General features: G+C 42.5%; 11 protein-coding genes. All 11 read left to right on the top strand.

The genetic code is table 11. The features are described 5' to 3' along the window. The first annotated feature begins 41 nt into the window (after positions 1-41). Entirely contained in the window at positions 42-4,247 is a 4,206-nt protein-coding gene (locus FSB76_RS04490; RefSeq protein WP_147052386.1) for a hybrid sensor histidine kinase/response regulator transcription factor, read from the top strand. An 856-nt stretch (positions 4,248-5,103) separates the two neighbouring features. Beyond that, a complete protein-coding gene (locus FSB76_RS04485; protein WP_147052385.1) occupies positions 5,104-8,301 on the top strand; it encodes a SusC/RagA family TonB-linked outer membrane protein in 3,198 nt (1,065 codons plus the stop codon). A gap of 32 nt (positions 8,302-8,333) precedes the next feature. After that, positions 8,334-9,947 (top strand): RagB/SusD family nutrient uptake outer membrane protein, encoded by a 1,614-nt coding sequence (locus tag FSB76_RS04480; RefSeq protein WP_147052384.1) that lies wholly within the window; start codon positions 8,334-8,336, stop codon positions 9,945-9,947. Between the two features lie 26 nt (positions 9,948-9,973). Next, positions 9,974-11,476 carry a glycan-binding surface protein gene (locus tag FSB76_RS04475; RefSeq protein ID WP_147052383.1) on the top strand — a complete coding sequence of 501 codons (1,503 nt, stop codon included), beginning with the start codon at positions 9,974-9,976 and terminating at the stop codon, positions 11,474-11,476. Positions 11,477-11,733: 257 nt separating this feature from the next. Next, entirely contained in the window at positions 11,734-12,285 is a 552-nt protein-coding gene (locus tag FSB76_RS04470) for a hypothetical protein (protein ID WP_147052382.1), read from the top strand. 638 nt (positions 12,286-12,923) lie between these two features. Then, entirely contained in the window at positions 12,924-14,399 is a 1,476-nt protein-coding gene (locus tag FSB76_RS04465) for a cellulase family glycosylhydrolase (RefSeq protein WP_147052381.1), read from the top strand. 114 nt (positions 14,400-14,513) lie between these two features. After that, on the top strand, positions 14,514-16,331 hold the full coding sequence (locus FSB76_RS04460) for a family 43 glycosylhydrolase (RefSeq protein WP_225976422.1): 1,818 nt from the start codon (positions 14,514-14,516) through the stop codon (positions 16,329-16,331). A gap of 328 nt (positions 16,332-16,659) precedes the next feature. Further along, entirely contained in the window at positions 16,660-16,968 is a 309-nt protein-coding gene (locus tag FSB76_RS04455) for a hypothetical protein (protein WP_147052380.1), read from the top strand. A gap of 88 nt (positions 16,969-17,056) precedes the next feature. Next, positions 17,057-19,213: a glycoside hydrolase family 3 C-terminal domain-containing protein gene (locus FSB76_RS04450; protein WP_147052379.1), complete on the top strand. Its 2,157-nt coding sequence runs from the start codon at positions 17,057-17,059 to the stop codon at positions 19,211-19,213. Positions 19,214-19,330: 117 nt separating this feature from the next. Then, positions 19,331-21,445, top strand: coding sequence for an alpha-L-arabinofuranosidase C-terminal domain-containing protein (locus FSB76_RS04445; RefSeq protein ID WP_147052378.1), 2,115 nt, complete (start codon positions 19,331-19,333; stop codon positions 21,443-21,445). 45 nt (positions 21,446-21,490) lie between these two features. Next, positions 21,491-23,065 carry a glycoside hydrolase family 43 protein gene (locus FSB76_RS04440; RefSeq protein WP_147052377.1) on the top strand — a complete coding sequence of 525 codons (1,575 nt, stop codon included), beginning with the start codon at positions 21,491-21,493 and terminating at the stop codon, positions 23,063-23,065. Positions 23,066-23,175: the final 110 nt, after the last annotated feature.

The following is a 23,175-nucleotide window of genomic DNA, read 5'->3' as shown; positions in this document are numbered from 1 at the left end:
AGGGCCAAATTCCTGATTTCGAAGATCTCAACCAAATTTTAATGCGTATAAAACTTTATATTGTCGTTTCAGCATTGTTTTTTGCTTACACGAACAATTTTGCGCAAAACAGCCAATACCAGTTTTCGCGGCTCAATATAAGCAACGGGCTCTCTCACAACAAGGTTACTTGCATATTTAAAGATGCCAAAGGCTTCATGTGGTTCGGTACGGCTTCGGGCCTTAACCGTTATGACGGTTATACTTTCAAGGTATTTAAGCACGACGCAAATAATAAAAACTCCATTAATGACGATTTTATAAACAATATTTTTGAAGGGCCTGACAAAAAATTATGGATAACAACCCCGGCCGGATATTCCTTTTATGACCCCGAAACGGAGCAGTTTAACAATGACGTATCTTCAGTGCTCCTTGCTTGCAAACTTCCGGGGTATCCGTTTGTTTCCAAAATACTTCACAACGGGAAAGGCGACTTCTGGTTTTTGTGCCCCAATTCGGGCCTTTACAGGTATAATGAACTAAAAAAAACTGCCACGCGCTATTATCATCACCACAGTTCCAGCCCATCATTATATTCAAATTCTGTCACAGACATGGAGCAGGATGCAAGCGGGAATTTATGGCTTGCTTATAACGATGGCGCGGTAGAGTTATTTGATGTAAAACGCAATGCAATTACGTACCATACCGATATTTTTAAAAAAGCCGCTAATAACAGGGGGCGGGACTATTCGATAACTATCGATAGCGATGGCGATCTCTGGGTGTTTAACCCCAATATGGATTCCGGCGTTTATTATTACAGCCGCCGTACCGGCCGGTTTCGGTACATCACAAAAGAATCGGCAGAAACTCCGCTTACATCCAATAACATTACTAATATCGTTCAGGCTGACGACGGCCTTATGTGGATCTCCACCGATCATGGCGGAATAAACTTATTGGATAAAAAAAGCGGCAGAATTACTTATTTACTGAACAGGGAAGATGATGCAAAATCGTTAGGGCAGAACACGGCATCGCTTTACAAAGACAACAAAGGCATTATTTGGGCCCGTACACTCAGAGAGGGGATAAGTTATTATCATAAAAATATTATCAGGTTCCCGTTATACAGGCACTTTGCCTCAGATCCCCGGAGCCTTAGGTTTGAAGATGTTAATAAGTTTGCCGGGGATAAAAAAGGTAATTTATGGATTGGGACCAATGGGGGCGGTTTAATTTATTTTGATCGTAAAACAGGCGAGTTTACCCAGTATAAACACGATCCGGCAAACCCGAACAGCCTCAGTAGTGATATTATTGTAAGCTTATGTATCGACCATGATCAGCAACTATGGATAGGTACCTATTTTGGCGGGCTGGATCATTTTGACGGAAAAAAATTTATACACTACAAACACAATGACAAGGTACCCACAAGCATTGCTGATGACCGGGTATGGAATATCCTGGAAGATTCATCGAACCGGTTATGGATAGGCACTTTTGCGGCGGGTTTGCAAATATTTGACAGAGACAAACAAATATTTTCATCTCCCTTTAAGCAAACGGATATCAGGGCGCCTTATGTATCCGCACTCTTTGAGGACACCAAAGGTAATCTCTGGGTAGGAGGATATTTGGGCATAGATAAAATATTAAAAAACGGACGTGGCGTTATTCATTATAATAATAAGAATAACGACCCTAACAGTTTGACCGGCGATGATATCAATAGTATCACCCAGGATAGTCGCGGCTTGATGTGGATAGCGACAAGGGACGGACTGAGCATATTGAACCCCGAATCCAACCGTTTTATTTCGCTGACTAAAAAAGACGGGCTGCCCGACAACCAGGTGTTGAATGCATTGGAAGATAACAGCGGGGCCATGTGGCTAAGTACATCAAACGGGCTGGGCCGGATAACGTTGATACCAGGCAACGGCACCTATAAGTTTCAATTTGAAAACTTTGACGAAACGGATGGCCTGCAGGGCAGGGAGTTCAGTATAAATGCAGCTTTAAAAACTAATAGAGGGGAATTGGTATTTGGCGGCTCGCACGGCTTCAATATTTTTGACCCACAGAGTATACATCCGAATATTGATGAGCCCAAATTAATTTTCACCGGGTTTCAATTATTCAACAAAACCGTAGCAGCCAATGAAGAAATTGACGGCCATATCGTATTATCTAAAGCAATTTCGGCCACACAGGAGATAACCCTGAATCACAGCGAAAATGTGTTTACCATTGAATTTGCCGCCATCAATTTCTTTAACCCCAATAAAATAACGCACCAGTATATGATGGAGGGTTTTGATAAAGGGTGGCTTACTGCAAGCAATGCCACTCGGAAAGCTACCTATACCAACCTTGACGGAGGCGATTATACTTTTAAGGTACGGGCTATTGGCCAGGACGGAAAATGGAAACCCAGCTATATAAAATTAAAAATTAAAGTATTGCCCCCGTTCTGGAAATCTACTTTGGCTTATGTTATTTACCTGTTGCTGATAGCCGGAACGCTTTTTTTGATACGCCGGCGCGGAATACAAAAAATAAGAAGACAATTTATAGCAGAGAAAGAAAAATTTATAGCAGAGAAAGAAAAACAGGAAGCAAAGCTGTTAATTGAACAAGAGCGGCAGGAAGTTAAGCGAATGCAAGATCTTGATCAACTGAAAACTAAATTTTTGACCAACGTAAGCCACGAGTTCCGGACACCGATTTCGCTGATTATGGCACCGGTCGAAAAAATGCTTACCCGCGCTGATCAGGAACAGCAACAACAGCTGGGCATGATAGGGAAAAACGCCAGGCGATTATTGAACCTGGTAAACCAGTTGCTTGATTTTAGGAAAATGGAAGTTCAGGAGTTGAAACTACATAGCAAGCCAGGAGATATTGTGAAGTTCATCAACGAGATATACCTTTCATTTACTGATATCGCTGAACAAAAAGAGATTGATTTTATTTTTGATACCTCGATTGATTCGCTGTTTACTGATTTTGACCATGATAAGATAGAAAGGATATTGTTTAACCTGTTATCAAATGCCTTTAAATTTACACTGCCCGGCGGCCAGGTAAGCCTATTGCTTAATGCAGATAGCGAAATTGGCGACGCTCCGCTTGAAATTAAAGTGATTGATACCGGTATTGGTATTCCGCATGAAAAACAGGGTAAAATTTTCGAACGTTTTTTTCAACACGATATTCCCGAGTCGATGATTAACCAGGGCAGCGGCATTGGCCTTGCCATTACGCACGAGTTTGTGAAGATGCACGGAGGAGAAATAACAGTTGAGAGTGAGCCCGATCATGGCAGTTGCTTTACCGTTAAATTACCGTTTGTTATCTATAACAGTAGGGAAACAGAGATGCCATCTGACGATGACATTAATTACGATAGTGTAAACGAAATTATTCATAATGAAGATAAAAGTATTGTCAAAGAGCCGCGATCAAATAAAAAGCCGGTAGTTCTGTTAGTTGAGGATAACGACGATTTTCGTTTTTACCTGAAAGACAATTTAAAGGATGTGTTTTTTTTAATCGAAGCTTCAAACGGCAGGGAAGGCTGGCAAAAAGCCCTATCGCAACATCCTGATATTATCATAAGTGATATCAGCATGCCCGAGACGACAGGAATTGAGTTGTGTAAAAAGCTAAAGAAGGACAAGCGTACATCGCACATCCCCGTTGTGCTGTTAACCGCCTTAACGGGTGACGAAGAACAGATAAAGGGCCTGGAAATTGGCGCCAATGATTACATAACAAAACCATTTAATTTTGAAATACTCCTTTCAAAAATCAAAAATATCTTAACTCTTAGGGACACCTATAAACGCACGTACAAAAAGCAGATGGATGTGCAATTGCAGGAAACTCCCTTAGAAAATGAAGATGAAAAACTGTTAAGGTGTATTGTTGAATATATAGAATCGAATATAGTAAACGAAAACCTTTCGGTAATGGAACTAAGCAGCAAGATGAATATGAGCCGGGTATCACTTTATAAAAAAGTTTTAATGCTTACGGGTAAGTCACCTGTTGACTTTATCCGTTCTATAAGACTTAAAAAAGCCGTGTACTTGCTGGAGACCAGCCAGTTGACGATCAGCCAGATTGGCTACGAAGTTGGCTTTAATTCGCCCAAATATTTTACAAAAGCATTTAAGGATGAGTATAACATCCCGCCCTCTGCTTATGTCAGTTCAATTCGTCAACAGAAACTGGAAGAAAAGAACAGTTAATCAAATTTAACCAATTATTGCACGGGGTCAACACAGTTAATTGGGTTAACATAATAACACACTTCGAATGTATTTTTTATAAATATTTGATAATCAATATTTTATATTTAATCATGGTTAGCGCTAAACTGATGGCGCAACTCAGCGCATCCAAATATTTGTGCTTGTTGTTGGCCAACACAAGCCCCTTTGGTACCCGGATCAGCCAATAAAAACGAGGCATCGTTTGATGGTTATATCTTACCAACGTCATAAGCTTATTCCGTTAGCTATTATTAAGTAACAGGTTATCGCCGTTAACTATTTAGATGCGTTTCCCCGATTTATTGCCAGCCCTTTCTTGTCTGCATTGTAACATCCAATTACTCCCGATTGTTGTCATTGAAGTCAATATTTTGCAAAAAAATAAAGGAAACATGAAAGTTAAGTTGTTTAAATCAATTTAAATAATTGATTTTCAGTGTTTTATAAAGTGGTTAACATTTTGGGTCGTATTCATTATCAAATTCGGTAGTCCTTTCCTTTTAACAATCATAGTTTCATCCCCCGGAATATTAGCTCAAGGTAATGTATTTAAAGATGTTGCTTTTGAACAATGTTCCACCAATAACCAATAGGACCAACAGTTAACTTTTTTTGAATTAGTAAACATGCGTCTGACTGCACCTGAAGTTTTTTAACTGATTGTTCAGGCAGCTGTTCCATGTAACGAAACTAACAGTAAAGTAGTTTTCAAAGGTTGTTTTGGGCTATCTAAAATGCGATAGCAAAATAAATTATGAATGAGAGAAAAACCAATTAATTACTAACCAAACACCAATGTACCAATTATCAAACCTTAAAATCCTTTTAAAAGATGGATAAAAATTTACAAAAGAGAGTGAAATACCAAATTTCATTAATTATCGCGGGCATATTTCTTTATATATCTGCACATGCACAAACCGTAAGTATTACGGGGAAAATAACAGGCGCCGACGATGGCCAGCCAATGCCGGGCGTAAGCATCAAAATTAAAGGGACAGTCCTGGGCACAATCTCCAGCATTGATGGCAGCTATAATATAGCCGCTGAGCCAGGCAAAGTGCTTGTTTTTAACTTTTTAGGCTATGCGCCACAGGAAATAACTGTTAAGCAAGCCGGTGCAATTAACGTCAGGCTCAGTTCAAATTCCAGCAATTTGAACGAGGTTGTTGTTATTGGTTATGCTAAGGCAAAAAGAAAAGACGTTACAGGGTCTATAAGTTCATTATCAGGAGCCAGTTTGCGCCAAACGCAGCCAACTACTTTTGACCAGGCCTTGCAGGGCAAAGTTGCAGGGGTTGTGGTTCAACAGGTGTCGGGCCAGCCTGGTGGCGGGGTATCAATTCAAATACGTGGCGTGTCGTCGATAACCGGCTCTAATTCGCCATTGTACGTAATAGATGGTATTATTATTCCACCGGTGGGTGATCCCGGAAGCGGTTCAAATCCATTAAATACTATCAATCCTGCCGAAATTGAATCAATAGATGTATTGAAAGATGCTTCGGCAACAGCCATATACGGTTCGCAGGCAACCAATGGCGTAGTTGTTATCACTACAAAAAGGGGTAAAGCCGGGGCACCGCAGATATCGTATGATCTTTATGGCGGTTACCAGGAAATAGCAAAGCGGATGCCTGCGGTGAATTTGCCGCAGTTTGCGTCTATCATTAACGACCGGTCTGTTGCCTGGGGGTTTGATTTCAGGCCCCAATTTGCCAATCCTCAATATTTAGGCCCCGGTACCGACTGGCAAAAAGCATTATTCCGGAAAGCGCCCGAGATGAGCCACACAATTACCGTAAGCGGTGGAGACGACAGAACCCAATATTTACTGTCAACCTCGTATTTTGACCAGACCGGGATAGCCCTTGGCTCTGATTTTAAAAGATCCTCGGTAAGGCTGAATTTAGATAACAAAACAACTAAATGGCTAAAAATAGGAACGAGCCTTCAGTTGGTGCATGTTGATGAAAATGTAGCTGCGACCGGTAATAGTGTAATCAATACCGCGCTAAGCGTTACTCCAGATATTGCGGTAGTCAACCAAGACGGCTCCTATGGTGGTCAAACCGACCCCAACGGTTGGGTGGCAGCTTTTCCCAACCCGGTGGCATTAGCAAAACTTATCAAAGACCAAAGAAGGAGGAATCAAATATTCGGTAATGTATATGCCGAAATACAGTTGGCTAAAGAACTGTCGCTGCGGAGTGAGCTATCCGGTAACTTCGATTTTAGTACAGAAGATAGGTTTTCACCAACTTTTAAATTTGGTAAAGGTAACATCAGCCAGAACTATGGTTCCTCTAATTCCTACCAAAATTTTTATACGGTAATACGCAACTTTTTAAATTACTATCATAATTTCAAACCAGTTCATATTGATGCTTTAGCAGGGCACGAATCGCAGGAAGGCACTTTCCAAAATGTTGGCGCCTACCGAAGGAATTTTGCTTCAGACAATGTGCAGGCAATCAATGCCGGTGATTATACCACGGCCACAAACTTCGGCGATAATTCACAATCTACCCCTACCGGCGGTTCTGCACAAGAATCCTGGTTCGGCCGTTTCAATGTTTCCTTGCATGACAGATACATGCTAACAGGCAACGTACGGAATGATGGTTCTTCAAATTTTCCAAGCAACCATCGTTGGGTTACTACCTATTCGGGTGGATTCGCCTGGAAAATTAATAACGAGACATTTTTGAAAGGTGTGAAGAGTATAAATGAATTGAAACTAAGGCTTGGTTATGGGGTAACTAACAACCAGGGCATACCGGGCAATACCTTTGTAACCCAACTTAACACGGTTGCAAGTAGCTTATCAGGTACCGCACAGTCTCAAAACAATTTGGCAAATCCGGACGTGAGGTGGGAAAAAACCAATTATTATAATGCAGGAATTGACGGAACATTTTTTAATGGGCGGTTAAGTTTTACACTTGATGTTTACGACCGCGAAGTACATGGTCTCTTATTACAGGTGCCGCTTCCGGAATACTCAGCTACTGTAGCGGGTTGGGGGCCGGGGGCCATGCAAGCGCCTTATGCCAATGTCGGCTCGCTGAGTAACAAAGGGGTCGACTTCCAGATCAACTCTACAAATATTAATTCTAAAAATTTTAGCTGGAAAACCGGTTTTACCATATCGCGGAACATTAATAAAGTGACCAGTTTAGGTGCTGGTGGAGACCAGGCTAACTTAAGCCAGAAAACTTATCTTCCACAGGTTAACGACATAGTAGAAAAAACAGTGGTGGGCCAGCCCATTGGCGAATTTTATGGTTATGTATTTGATGGGATTTTTTCAAAGCCAAGTGATTTTCTAACTCATGCCCGGCCTGCTGACGCAAACGGTAACCCCTATCCTGTTTCTGCGGCAGGAGGAGGTATCTGGTACGGCGATCGTATGTTCAAGGATTTGAACGGCGACGGTGTCATCGACTCAAGGGACGAAACCTTTTTAGGCTCGCCGCTCCCAAAATTCCAGTACGGTATCAACAATACATTTACCTACAAAAATTTCGATCTGAATATTTTCTTCAGTGGCAGCTATGGCAACAAGGTATTCAATCAAATGGCTGTACCGGAAAACGATCCGGGAAATCATGGCACTTTTTTTACATCGGTACTAAACTATGCGAAACTGGCTCTGGTAGATCCTAACGGCTCCGCCTCCGATGTTAACAATGTATATGTTACCAACCCGAATACAACGATTGTAGGCCTGAGAAATGATAACACCAACGGTAATAACCGTCCTAATAGTTTGATGTTTGAGGATGCTTCATACCTGCGTTGCAAAAATATCACCTTAGGTTATAGGTTGCCAGAAAGCCTTTTATCCAAAATAGGCGTGCATTCAGTTAGGGTGTTTGCTACTGTGGCTAATGCATTTGTAATTACAAAATATAAGGGCATGGATCCTGAGATAGGCTCGTGGAACCCGCTTCAGGCAGGTTGGGACGGCGGTTATTATCCGCAGCCAAGGGTAGTTACCATGGGTGCAAACATAACCTTAAAATAAAAAAACGATCAACGATTTAAAAATATATGATTATGAGATCAATTCACAAAATTATCGTCGTCCTGTTATTTGCAGCCGCAATAGCCGGATGTAAAAAGAGTTTTTTGGACCGCCCGTCCAACTCGCAGATCAGTTCTGTTAATTTTTATAAAACCACTTCCGATTTGCGGCTGGCTACAGCAAGCCTGTACGGCGGTCAAACCTGGTGGCAATTCAGCAATGAGGCCTGGATACAACTTGGCGACGTATTGGCCGGTAACGCCAGTTTTCCGTATAACGGCGATCTGGTACAGCTTTTTACACGTACCGTTACCAGCTCAAATAATCTTATGACCAATGGCTGGGTTGGGTTGTACAATACCGTAGGGCAATGTAATGGCGTTATTAATGCTATACAGAAACAGGCGTCTTCGTCCATTTCGGCAAAAGACAAAAATGCGGCTATAGCCGAGGCAAGGTTTATACGTGCCGTAGCTTATTATCACCTGGCGGTTTATTTTGGAGATGTACCAATTATCGAAGATAACAGCAAACTGATAAAAGATCCGTTGCTTAACCGCAATATTCTTTCAGATGTCTATAAATTCGCTGCTAACGACCTGACTTATGCAGCAAATAATCTCCCAAAAACGGATGACAAAGGCCGGGTAACTACCTGGTCGGCACAAGGGATGCTGGGCAAGGTGTATTTAACAATGGCAGGTTTAGGCCAAAGTGGCGGGCAGCGCGACCAGAAATTGCTTGACAGTGCCAAAAAGTATGCGGGCAACGTGTGTAAAAATAGCAATTTACAGCTTTTTGGGCAGAATGATCCGAACCATCAAGGTTATTATGACTATTTCAGGCCGGCAAATAACGATAACCCTGAATCATTATTTTCTTTACAATGGGTTGGGGGCACAGGTTATGGAAATGGCAACGCCATACAACTCCTTTTTTCGCCAAATTCAATCCTTGTCCCTCAACGGGGAGGCGCATGGGAGCCCCTGCAGCCAACCTACGATTTATACCTGAATTATTCCCATAAAGATTCCATACGCCGCAAAGCTACTTTTATGCTCACCGGGGATCATTATCCAGAATTAGATCAAATCGATGGTGGTTATAAGGCAACCCAGCCGGGCTTGAAGAAACACGTTATTGGCACCGAAAAAGATAACAATTCGCCATCAATGGATGCCTGGTCAGATATTGAACACAATACAATTCTTAGGTTGGCCGATGTGTACCTGGTATATGCCGAGGCTATTCTCGGGAATAATGGTTCTACATCCGATGGGGATGCTCTTAAATATTTCAACCTGGTGCGCGCAAGGGCTGGCGTAGATCCTGTTCTTTCGCTGAACGCCGCAACATTGCTTAAAGAAAGAAGAATTGAACTTGCTTATGAAGGGCAATACTGGATAGACTTGGTTAGATATTCTTATTATGATCCGGCTAATGCCGTGCAGTTCGTTAATAGTGCGGATGTTAATCATGCCCGTATTTCGTTTACTTATGACCCTGCAACAAAAAAAACTACAAGAGATTCAATTGCGCCACCAATTACGCTTCCGGCAACTATAAGCTCATTTAGGCTGCCAATTCCGGCATCTGAGATGGTCTCCGACCCCAAATTGCTGGATCCACCGGTACCTTATTATTAATTTTTAGCATTTAAAAATATATTAACATGAAAAAAAATTTAGACATCCGCTTGTATTTATTGCCGCTATTACTGATGGTGGTGGCTTTATTGCCAGCTTGTAAAAAAAATATTGAGAGCTCTTCTAACCCACCGGTAATTACAGGCGTTAGGAGTTATGTTGCTTCACCCAATGACACTGTTTTAACCAGTGCCGTTCCAAAGGGCCAATGGGTGGTGATAACCGGGCAGAATTTAAAAAGTGCAACCCGAATAGAATTTGACGGCGTACCCGCAACTTTCAATTCTGTATTATTTGCGGAAAATAGCGCTGTTGTGCAAATTCCCCAGATAACGTTTTCAACTATTGACACAGCGAAGCTTTATACAGTAAAGGTTACAACAACAGGGGGGGCCGCCTCGTTCAATTTTAAACTGGGTCCGCCAGCGCCTGTTGTTTGGGGCATTTCAGATGTATTTGCCGCCCCGGGCGATTCGGTTTATCTTTTTGGTGGGAATTTGCTATTTGTAAAGAGCTTAACGTATGGAGGACTCCCCGTTCCACATTTTAATACAACTTTGTATGGAGACTCTCTTGGGTTTGTGATGCCGAGCGGAGTACAAAGCAGCAAACTGGTAATAGTAACGGCTAAATCTGGTACGGCCATGGATAGCATAACTGCGAAGCCAATCATTACCGGCATTTCCTACGTTAATCCCAAACTTGGCGATTCGGTTTATGTTTATGGTGCTTACCTTAAGACTATCTCGTCATTTTCTTTTGGCGGTGCTACTATTACTAATTTTACAGAAGGTCCACGTGGCGCTTATGTGAAATTTGTAGCTCCTGATGAGAACAGCTACTCAAGTGGGCCAGTGACCATTGTTACCAGTTATGGAACGGCTTCTACTGTTAATAAAGTAAATACTCAAAATAACGATAAAGTAGGTCTTTTAGGAGATTTTGAGTGGGGTGATAATTTTGGTTTTGGCTGGGCCCAATTTGAACATTTAACCGGGGAGTGGGAATATCCCCAATTTAATGGTCCCATGGGAAAAGATCATAGTCAGATGATGGTTATTGATTGTCCTAAAGATAACCCTGTTTTAGCTGCCGGTGCTAAGCAAGACATCCCATTGGGTAATTCTAATACGGGTAATCACTGGGTGCCTGTGGCAAATATTACAGATCCTCCTGCAAACTGGGCTTTTCAATTTGACATAAGTGTGGCCAAGCCATGGATGGGAGGTACTCTTCTTATTAAAACTCGATTTGCAGGTGACACTTATGTTGCGCGTTACGAGCCATGGAAAAGTAGTAAAGCTGGTTTTCAAACGAGAGGTTGGGAAACCGTAATTATTCCTTTATCTGCGTTCAAATCAACAGTTGACCAATTGGGCGATGGTGTATCAATTACCCGCATAAGCGATTTATTAGGTCCTACCGGTGCGAATCCTTATGATATGTACCTTCAAAATTTTGGTTCTTCGTCTATTGAAACTGGTTTTTATGCCGCTATCGACAATATTAGGTGTGTGAAAATTAAATAATTTATAACCCCGCGGCAGCATATAGCCGTGGGGTTTTTTAACCAATCGAAAGCATTGGATTCGCAAAACGGAGCAGGATTTTGGAGCCACGAAATTAACAGTAAAAAAATGATCAACGTACAATTGAGCCCCTATCATAGCGGGCAAAAAAAGATATCATGCCCGTATTTTTTTGCAGGGGATGTTTCTGCAATTTTTTCAAACAAATAATGAACAATTTTTAAACAACAATTAACAATATTTAAAACTCAAGTAAAATGAAAAAAATCGCACTATTATTTTGGGCTCTTACAACAGGGATGTTAGCAAAAGCACAGCAAACTGTGTATGCCGAAAATTTTGAATCAAATGTAGCCTACGTGAGTGATGCCTATATGTATTCATTTGCCCCATCTACAAAGGCAGGAACATGGAATGGTGGAGTAAATTTAAAAACCGATGGCGATGCCAAAATAAATTTGCGTCAAGGGTGGGGTAACGGATTTCTATTGAAAATAGAATTTAAAGGCGCTGCTGTTACTATACCTAATATCAATGTGGCTGGTTTTACAAATTTAAAGCTGTCTTATGAATTTGTTGTTGAAGATGAAGGAGATGCTGTAGTACCAAAAATTGAAGCAAGTATTGATGGCGGTGCTTCCTGGGTAACTCTACCTACAGTTGCCAGTGGTGCAGGGTGGAATAGAGATGCAAAATCGGTTGCTTTGCCTTCAGGAAATTATAAAACAATAAGCCTTAGAATGAATGCTAATACTTTGAGTGCCAATGCTATAATGTTTGACAATTTTGTAATTACCGGAACGAAGTAAGCTTGGCGACAGAATCGAACCAATCATGTGACAATTCAATTAAGATTTATCCAAATTCTATTTGTTAACGAATTTAAAGGTGAAGCTGTAAATTCTGATCAATCATTTTTTGTTTCCACTTTTGATATACCTGGAAGAAAAGTAGAGACAATAAATTTTTAAGCTAATTATCAATGGGATCTTCAATGAAATCAGGATTGTATATAGTTCAGATTGAAGGAGTAAAATCAAATTACTCCTTCAATCATTGAAGTTGGTTGAAAATAAATCATTAAATTTTTTACATGCAGGGCGGACGCATTACTATTGAGCCAGACCGCAACGCCACTAAATTAAAAGGATATCCGGCCGATCCGTTTTATTGCCGGTAAGTTCTTAGAGGCATTTTTTTAATTATTTAACAAAAGGCCAAAGCAAATAATGTACTGCCGCTTTTATGACCAGCAGCGTATTTGACCGGGCAACTAATACTGCAGGATGTAAGCAAATATCAGATTCGCTGAAAAAAGGTGCAGGGCTTTAGATAGGCAGCTTTAGTTAGTATAAACCGTTCCGTTAATACGCCTATTGTGGCCGAAGAAAAAATCCTCTGAACAGTATTGTTCAGAGGGCTCTTTTCAATAAAAATTAAGACAAAAATGAAAAAAATGTATTTTTTTAAATCAGTAATATTTTTTACTGCGATTATTGCACTTCTCGCATGTAAAAAGGCGAAAAGTCCGGCTCCAGAACTCATGGTTAGTATGTCGACCATGATGTTTGCGCCTGATGGTGGAAGTCAGGACATTACCGTTACCAGCAATGCCGACTGGAACATAAGCAACCCTGCTTTTTCATGGCTGCAACTAAGTGCTACATCCGGCACGAGCGGCAGTACCGTTATTCATGTAACAGTGACATCGCCAAATGGCACCGGGGCAAGCCAGTCTGCCATTTTAAACATAAGTTCGTCAAACGGGCAGGCAAGAAGGTTGACGGTTACCCAGGCCCCCACCTTATACCCAAGTTATAATAAATCGCCTATAGCGCCAGACATGACTGGAGTGGCCAGTACTGCCGTGCAACTGGCTGCAAAAATGGGAACGGGAATGGGAATGAATTTTGGCAATACCATGGACTCCCCGAACGATGGTGATTGGGTGACTGGTAAAATTACCGACGCCCAGGTGAAATTTGTAAAGCAAATAGGTTTCAGTGCTGTGCGGATTCCCATGAACTGGGTTTGGACCCATTTAAGCGATCGGAAAAAGGCAACTATTGACCCTGCATGGCTTGCGCGAGTGAAAGAGGTGGTTGGATATTGTGTGAATAATGGTGTGTATGTGATAGTAAATGCTCACGCGGATCTTGGCTGGCTGGAAGATAATGTCAACGCGTTAAAGAAAGATTCCGTTAATGCAATGCAAAAGGCGATTTGGGAGCAGATTGCTACAACCTTGCGTAATTTTGACGAGCACCTTATATTTGCCGGCACGAATGAAGCCAAGGCTGATAATGCCGGGCAAATGGCCATACTCAATGGTTATCACGAAACATTCATCAAAGCAGTTCGCTCTACCGGAGGCAGGAACGCTTACCGGGTGCTGGTTGTGCAGGGGCCTCACACTAATACTTCTATAACCCATACTTTGATGACTACTATGCCTCACGACCCGGTACCTAACAAGTTGATGCTCGAGGTGCACGACTATACGCCTTTTCAATTTACGCTAATGGATGCAGATGCAAGCTGGGGTAAAATGGTTTATTACTGGGGGGCTGGAAATGTTTCTACTATTGAGCCAGACCGCAACAACACCCCTGGAAATGGAGAAGAGGCTGCGATCGCTGCTCAACACCAATTGATGAAACAGGATTTTGTTGATAAAGGTATCCCTGTGGTGCTGGGTGAATATTCAACCATGAGGAGGAATGACCCTCATAATCCTATGCCTAAGGATACGTTGATGCACAACAGGTCTGTGGATTACTGGACAAAATATGTGACCAAAACAGCTAAAACGAATGGTATGCTGCCATTTTTTTGGGAGGTAGGGCAAATGTTAGACAGGGCTAATAATGTGATAAAAGACCAGCGTATGTATAATGCCCTTGTGGCTGGATATAAACAGTAATGTTGGATTAAAGCTTTTTCTGGAATAGCGGTACTGTGAACAGATTACACAGTACCGTTTTCTTAACGTACATGATTGGTATTGATTATGAAAATATAAATTAAACTAACAAAAATGAACAATATAATAAATATGAGAAAGGGTCTTGGTATATTTTTAGCCTTACAACTCTTTTTCACATTGCTTTCTTTTTCCTGTAATAAGAAACAGGCTGCGCCTCAACCTCAACTTCAATTCACTGTTTCGTCTGTGCAAGTTGTTTTTGGGTCGGAAGGAAGTAGTTCTAATGTTTCTATCACCAGCAATGGTACTTGGACAGCGACAACCAATAGCTCAACTATATGGTTCACGATAAGTCAGTCATCGGGAGGTCCGGGAAATGTTATGCTTAAATTAAATGCGGAAGCTAACAACACGGGGGCTGGCCGCGATGCTATAGTGACTATCAAAGCTTCGAATGGTGATACCAAACAAATTAAAGTTTCACAGCCAGATAATCAAAATCTGGAAGCAAAATTCGCAAGAGTTTCGCCGAAACTTCTCACCAATAATGGGAATCCTTTATTAGATTTTATGTTTACGGCCGACCCAACAGCTATAGAATACAATGGAAGAGTTTATGTGTATGCCACGAATGATAACCAACAGTATGAGAAGGTAGGAAAGAATGGACACAATAGTGCTGAGTCTATCCGTGCACTGGTCATGATGTCTTCCGCTGATATGGTTAACTGGACTTATCATGGCCTCATAAATACAGCAGTACTGGCGCCATGGAATGCTTCGTCCTGGGCGCCTTCTATTGAATCCAGAATGGAAGCAGATGGTAAAACGCATTTCTATATGTATTACTCCAATAACGCTTTTGGCACAGCCATGCTTACTGCCACCTCTCCCGTTGGCCCCTGGAAAGACCCATTAGGAAAGAACTTAGTCGACCGCTCTGTCCCCGGTGTGGATGTCGATGTTCCATACGATCCCGGAGTTGTGATTGACGGCCAAGGTACAGGCTGGCTTGTTTTTGGAGCCGGAACGCCTAAAACAAAGTATATGCCGGATAATGCCAGAATCGTCAAATTAGGAGCGGATATGATCAGTTTGGCCGGCAGTATTTCTAAGATACCCGCTCCTTATTTTAACGAGGCCAGCGACCTTAACTATATCAACGGAACCTGGGTTTATAGCTATTGTACAAATTGGGATGAACGCACCGTATGGCCTTATAGCAATATTGCTAAACCAACCGCATGCAACATATCTTATATGACGAGTAAAACACCCTTAGATCCGAATAGTTGGCAGTATCGCGATAATTATTTTAGAAATCCTGGCGAAAACGTGGGTGACAAAATAGGTCCTTTGACAAACAATCACTCTCACTTGTTCAAGTTTCAAGGGAAATGGTATTTTGCTTACCATGCCATGTATTTACAGGATTATTTTAACACTGCGGGCGGTTTTCGTAATGTGGGTATCGAAGAAGCAACGGTGGATGAAGGGAATGGCGTGAATATCCCTATGATCAACGGAACTTTTAAAGGTCCGTCACAAACTCACCTATTAAATCCGTTCGTTGTGCAGCAAGCAGAAACCACCGCAGGTACTTCGGGGCACGTCCAGTTCGATACTGTTGGTACTGTGGGTAATATGGTTGCCAAAGGGCAAATAGATAAACAATGTCTCATGGTCCGGGGTGCCGATTTTAGCAAACAGATTCCTTCCAAATTCGAAGCCCGGGTGAAAGGAACAGGTAGAATTGATGTTTATGTAAATAATCTTAAAGGCCCGGCTCTTGTTTCCCTTATGTGTGATGCGAAGGACTGGACTACGCTCTCAAAGCAAATAGAACTGAACATACCTAAAGGAGTGGGGAATATCTATTTTGTATTTTATGGAGAGGGTTTTTTGTTTGATGAATGGAAATTTTATTAAGCCCGGTTGCTGGTTTATTGATGCTATTTATAAGTAGATGTTCGATCAAAACGGGCTGGTACCGCCGCTTCGGTGAAACCGTTAAACCTTTCTTTTGGGAGCAAGGTAAGGTGCTTGATCAGTATGATGGATGCCATTAAAGCAGTGTATAACCAGTAAGGTTAGATTAAAGCTTTTTCTGGAATAGCGGTGCTGTGAACATATTAGTCAGTACCGTTTTCTGGTGAAAATTAAATAAGAGAGAGTTTAGTTGAATATAAGTGGATGCCTGGGGCCTTTACTGAGAGGTCCCGGCATTTTTTCTAACTCTGACAATTCTGTCTTCAACATGATGGAAATCAACGGTGATCTATTTGAGCGCATGACGGTTGCCGCGGCGAATGATACCTGGTTAAAAAAAGAGAACATGGAAAATCAAATTATTTCAAAAGCGCCGGAATTAGATGAAAGTGAAATTAAAGCTTTGATAGAGAATTTTGATACGATTGGTATGTTGCTTAAGGAGCACCCTGCTTTCTTCAGTAACCCTATCATATCGCCTGACTCGAAAAAAACACTTAACGAGGGCTTGGTACTTATTAAGAACTTCACTCAAAAATGTTTAGAACATTATGGGTTGCGTTACCTGTCAAAATAAGATTTCAACTACACGCTATGTGGATATGGGCCAGCGCTTGCCGCAACCAGGTAAAAAGCACCGATAAGAAGAAAAGAAATAATATTTTATGAAATATACCATTGCCTTTTTTATGGCATTTTTAGTGGCCGGCGGCGTTTCGGCACAAAACAAAAGTGAGGTTGCGCTTAAAGCGAAGATTAATAGCATCGTCGGCAAAATGACGCTGGAAGAAAAAATAGACATGCTCCATGGCAACGCGCTGTTTTCTTCGGCAGGTGTAAATCGTTTAGGTATCCCGGAGCTCACCTGCGATGACGGCCCGTTGGGTGTACGTGAAGAAATAAAGCGCTTTGATTGGGCATCGGCTAACTGGACAACCGATTCTGCTACGTTTTTACCAAATGGTTCGGCAATAGCAGCCACATGGAACCCCCTAATGGCCAACCGGTATGGGGTAGTTATAGGGGAAGAAGCAAATGCCCGTAAAAAAAATGTAATGCTTGCACCTGCATTCAATATTTGCCGAATGCCCCTTTGCGGCCGTACCTATGAATATTATTCGGAAGATCCTTATTTGAACAGCCAATTGGCTGTTCAAGCTGTAAAAGGAATTCAAAGCCAGCATGTAGCAGCCTGTATAAAACATTTTGCCGCCAATAACCAGGAACTTAACCGCGACAGCGTAAACACGATAGTTGAAGAAAGGGCCTTGCGAGAAATTTATTTCCCGGCATTTAAAGCAGCCATACAGCAGGGGAATGCTTACACCATTATGTCGGCTTACAATAAACTAAATGGTTATTGGTGTTCCGAGAATGATTTTTTATTAAATAAGGTGTTAAAAAGCGAATGGGGCTTTAAAGGCGTGGTCATGTCAGATTGGTCTGGGACACATCATACCGTTGCAGCGGCCAACAACGGGCTGGACATTGAAATGGGGTCAAGCGGGCCGTATGATCAATGGTATTTTGCGAGCCCGTTACTAAAAGCTGTTAAGGAAGGCCAGGTTCCGGTAGAAACGATTGACGATAAGGTACGCAGGATTTTGTGGGTAATGTACCACACCTCCATGAGTAACAATCATCCTGTAGGATCTATTGCTACAGCGGCACACGCCAAAACTGCCTATGATATTGCCTCAGAATCCATCGTTTTGCTAAAAAACGACAACCATTTATTGCCTTTGAAAGCGGGTAACATTAAAAGCATTGCAGTCATCGGTGATAATGCCATCCGCACATTTGCTTTGGGCGGGTACGGTGCTGGTGTAAAAGCCAAAAATGAGGTTACCGCGTTGGCAGGCATAAAATCAAGATTCGGTAAAACGGCCAGCATCTCCTTTGCCCAAGGCTATAAAGCAAATTATCTTGCAAGTAATAGTGACGAACAAAATCGTGGCTATGACTGGCCCGATCAAAAGCTGATTGATGAGGCGGTAGTGCTTGCAAAAAGCAACGATGTTGCCATTTTATGTATCGGTTCCAATCGTGAATATGAAAGCGAAGGTCATGATCGTAAAACCCTGGCACTGCCTTTTGGAGAGCAAGCGTTGGTTAACGCGGTTACAGCCGCTAATCCTAACACCATTATTGTAATTATGGCCGGTGCCCCATACGATCTTAATGAAATTAAAAAATCGAACCACGCGGTTGTTTGGTCGTGGTTTAACGGATCAGAGGCCGGCAATGCACTGGCCGACGTGTTAAAAGGTGTTGTAAATCCATCAGGCAGATTGCCATTTACTTTTCCTGTATCGTTAAAAGATTCTCCTGCTTCCGCATTAAATACTTATCCGGGTAAAGACCTGACGGCTGATTATAAAGAGGGCATACTGGTTGGATATCGTTGGTACGACACTAAGAAAATTCAACCCGAATTTCCTTTTGGTTATGGCCTTTCCTATACTGATTTTTCTATCAGCAAACTTTCTACAGATAAATCAAGCTATAGAAAGAGTGAAACCATCCGTGCAAAATTCACCATTAAGAATACGGGAAAAAGTTACGGGGCGGAAGTTGTGCAATTATATGTGAGCGATCCGGTTTGTTCGGTTTTGCGCCCTGAAAAAGAGCTTAAAGGTTTTGAAAAGATATTTTTAAAACCCGGCGAAACAAAAACAATTGAAATGCAGGTGAAAGTTGCCGACCTGGCATTTTATGATGCATTAAAAAAAGCATGGAATACCGAAGCCGGTGAATACATCCTTCAGTTAGGTAATTCATCCCGCAACATCATGCAGAAGGTGAAAATATCAGTTAAGTAAACCAAAATACAGGTTATCCTGAATACCGATAAACGCAAAAATAATTTTCAATGGAAATTACCCATTGGCTCTATAAAATAAGTGTAAAAAACACAATAAATAATATTAAATTTCACGATGAAAAAGTTATTATCCATTTCAAGTTTGTGCCTGTTTCTGTTCACAACAACAAGCTTAAAAGCGCAAAACCCTAAGCTAACGCTTGATTTAACCAAACCCGGCGCAAATGTAAGCTCGCAACTGTATGGCTTGATGACCGAAGAGATCAACCATTCGTACGATGGGGGTTTGTATGCCGAACTGATCAGAAACAGGATATTTAAAGACAACCCAAATACGCCGGAAGCATGGAGCGTGATCAGGGAAGGTTCTGCGAAGGCCACCATTCAATTAGTTGCCGCAAACCCCGGCAATGTACCCAACAATCAGCAGCGCCACGCCATTAACGGCGCGTTAACCACCTGTTTAAGGCTATCGGTGGACACCGGCGGCGGCCGGGCCGGTATTGCAAATGAAGGTTACTGGGGCATACCTGTTTTGCCTAATACAACTTATAGCGCTTCGTTTTATATGAAGGGCACGGACAGCAAGCCATTTCCCCCTCGCCCCTGGGAGCCCAAGCCTACGGTTACTGTTCCGGTAATTGCTGATAACACCGCCGGGCCTGTAACCGTAAGTATAGAAAGCAATGACGGTAAAACGGTTTATGCTTCGGGAACTATTAATTTGATAAAAAGCGCCTTTTGGAAAAAATATGAACTCAAATTAATAACAGGCGCCGGTGTTAAACCAACAACTGACGCCCGTTTTGTTATTTCGACAAACCGTACCGGGGTTTATTATTTTAACCTCGTCTCTTTATTTCCGCCAACCTATCATAACCGCCCGAATGGGAACCGGGTAGACATCATGAAATTACTGGCCGATATGAAACCCCGTTTTTTACGTTTCCCCGGCGGTAATTTTCTTGAAGGCCCGAAACTAACTGATGCCTTCCCGTGGAAGACCACTTTAGGCGCGCTTGAAAATCGTCCTGGCCATACCGGCTCATGGGGCTATCGCCCTACCGACGGAATGGGTTTACTTGAATTTTTAGAATGGTGCGAAGACCTGAAAATGGAACCGCTGCTTGCAGTTTATGCCGGCTATTCACTCGACGGCGACCATGTGGATGCCGGCCCGCTTTTAAAGCCATATGTGGATGATGCGCTTGATGAAATTGAATATGTTACGGGCGACATACACACCTACTGGGGCGCTAAGCGTGCGGCAGACGGGCACCCGGCGCCTTTTAAACTCAGCTATGTGGAGATTGGTAACGAGGACGGGTTTGACGAGTCTGGCAGTTATGACGGACGTTTTGCCCAGTTTTATGATGGCATTAAAGCCAAATACCCGAACCTTCATTGTATTGCAACCATCGGCGGTAAGGACTGGCTTGGGAGTAGGAGTAAATTAACTATCCGCAAGCCCGAAATTGTAGATGAACATTATTACCGCAATGCCTGGGGGATGGAAGAGGACGCAGCACACTATGATAAGTACGACCGCAATGGATATAAAGTGTTTGTAGGTGAATGGGCAACAACGGAAGGCATGCCCACCACCACTTTGAATGCTGCCCTTGGCGATGCCGCCTGGATGACCGGTATGGAGCGCAATTCGGACCTGGTTATCCGTTCATGCTATGCGCCATTACTTGCAAATGTAAATAAGGCTACTGCAACCGTGCCGAAAGCATGGCAATGGGAATCAAACCTGATAGGTTATGATGCATTGACAAGTTTTGGTTCGCCCTCGTACTATGTACAGGTAATGTTTAACAGCTATATCGGCAATAAAGTGGTGCCTGTAGCAGGCGCAAATATCCCCACCCAAACCAGGCCTGCCACCAAACAGGACAGCGCGGCGAACAACATGCCCAAACCTATACCAGGCATGTTTTATGTAGCTACCCGGGACACCAAAACGGGGAAACTGTTTCTTAAAGTAGTAAATGCAACAGGAAAGCCGCAGCAGGTTGATATTGATTTAAAGGGTGCCGGAAATTTGTCACCAGAAGGTACTCTGGTAGTAATAAAAGGTGATAAACCCGAAGATACGAACACGATCAGTGATCCGGTAAAAATAGTTCCGGTTACCTCCAGGATAAAAGTAGCCGGCGCTAAGTTTACCAGGACCTTCGATCCATATTCAGTAAGCGTGCTTCAAATAAATACATTAACTAAATAATTGAAACCAGGTAAGAATACCAGGACAAAAAAACCAAATGTCAATATGAGAAGTACGATATACAAGCTATGGATAACAACCTTAACTATCACCCTTACAGTGCCGTGTTTATACGCACAAAAAGCCACTAACCCTATTATTTATGCAGATGTACCGGACATATCAATAGAACGTGTAGGCAATAGCTATTACATGAGCAGCACAACAATGCATATGAGTCCCGGTGTCCCGATTATGAAGTCGAACGACCTGGTGACCTGGAAGACGGTGGGTTATGCGTATGATACTTTAGCAAATATTGATGCAACAAATCTTACAAATGGCAAAAACATGTATGGGGAGGGTTCGTGGGCAAGTTCTATTCGTTTCCATAATGGTACTTATTATGTAAGCACATTTTCTGCAAATACCGGCAAAATGCACATTTACAGTACTAAAAATATCGAAAAAGGCCCATGGAAAGCCAGGTCATTTGCCCCCGACCTGGGTGATCACTCCTTGTTTTTTGATGATGACGGAAAAGCGTATATGATTAGCGGGAGCGGAGATTTAAGGTTAGTTGAATTAAAGGACGATCTTTCCGGTATAAAACCTGGCGGAACGGACCAGGTTATCATTAAAAAAGCAAACGTGCCATCGGGCGGCATCGGCCTCGGTCCGGAGGGCTCTCAGCTGTTTAAGATAAACGGCAAATATTATCTTTTCAATATTACATGGCCACCGGGCCACGTACGCACTGTTATCATACACCGGGCAGATAAGATCACCGGCCCGTACGAAGGACGGATTGGCCTCCAGGATCTGGGTGTTGCCCAAGGCGGATTGGTTGAAGCGCCAAATGGAGCCTGGTATTCTTATTTGTTCCGTGATTATGGCTCGGTGGGCCGTATTCCCTATTTGGTCCCTGTAAAGTGGGAGGACGGATGGCCCGTTTTCGGCAACCACGGCAAAGTGACCGATACACTCGACCTTCCGGCCGGTAAAGGTTTGATCCCGGGAATTGTAGCTTCAGACGAGTTTGCCCGGAAAAAAGGTGAACGGGCATTACCATTGGTTTGGCAATGGAACCACAACCCGGATAATAGTTTGTGGTCTGTTACCGCGCGGAAAGGGTATTTACGACTCACCACCGGCAGGATTGACACCAATTTCCTGACGGCTCGAAATTCATTGACACAACGCACCATAGGCCCGGTATGCTCCGGGACAGTTTCGCTCGACGTTTCTAATATGAAAGATGGTGATTTTGCGGGTTTGGGCCTTTTGCAAAAAAATTACGGGTTGGCTGGTGTCAAAATAACCGGGGATAGCAAAGCTATCGTCATGATCAATGCAAGCACCGGAAAACCTGTAGAAGCGCAAACAATCCCCTTAAACCAAAAGGTAGTATACTTTAAGGCGGAATGCAATTTTACGAACAGAAAAGACGTGGCTAATTTTTTTTACAGCCTGGACGGGAAAACGTGGATACCATTGGGCACACAATTAAAAATGGCCTATACCTTCCCGCATTTCATGGGCTATCGTTTTGCTTTGTTTAACTACGCGACAAAAAATATAGGAGGGGCGGCCGACTTTGACTTTTTTCACATAACAGATTCCATTTCCCCGGAAAAATAAAGTGTATCAAATTAGCGAAAGCAAAAATTGAAAAATATATCTTACCGTTATTGTGCTTTGCGCCCCGGTTATTTCCGGGGTGCAAAACTACCAAAATTCGGTATTAGGTT

Source organism: Mucilaginibacter ginsenosidivorax (genome assembly GCF_007971525.1).
Taxonomy (GTDB): Bacteria; Bacteroidota; Bacteroidia; order Sphingobacteriales; family Sphingobacteriaceae; genus Mucilaginibacter; species Mucilaginibacter ginsenosidivorax.
Note: the sequence above shows the minus strand (reverse complement) of the source record. Positions and strands in the feature narration are given on the sequence as shown.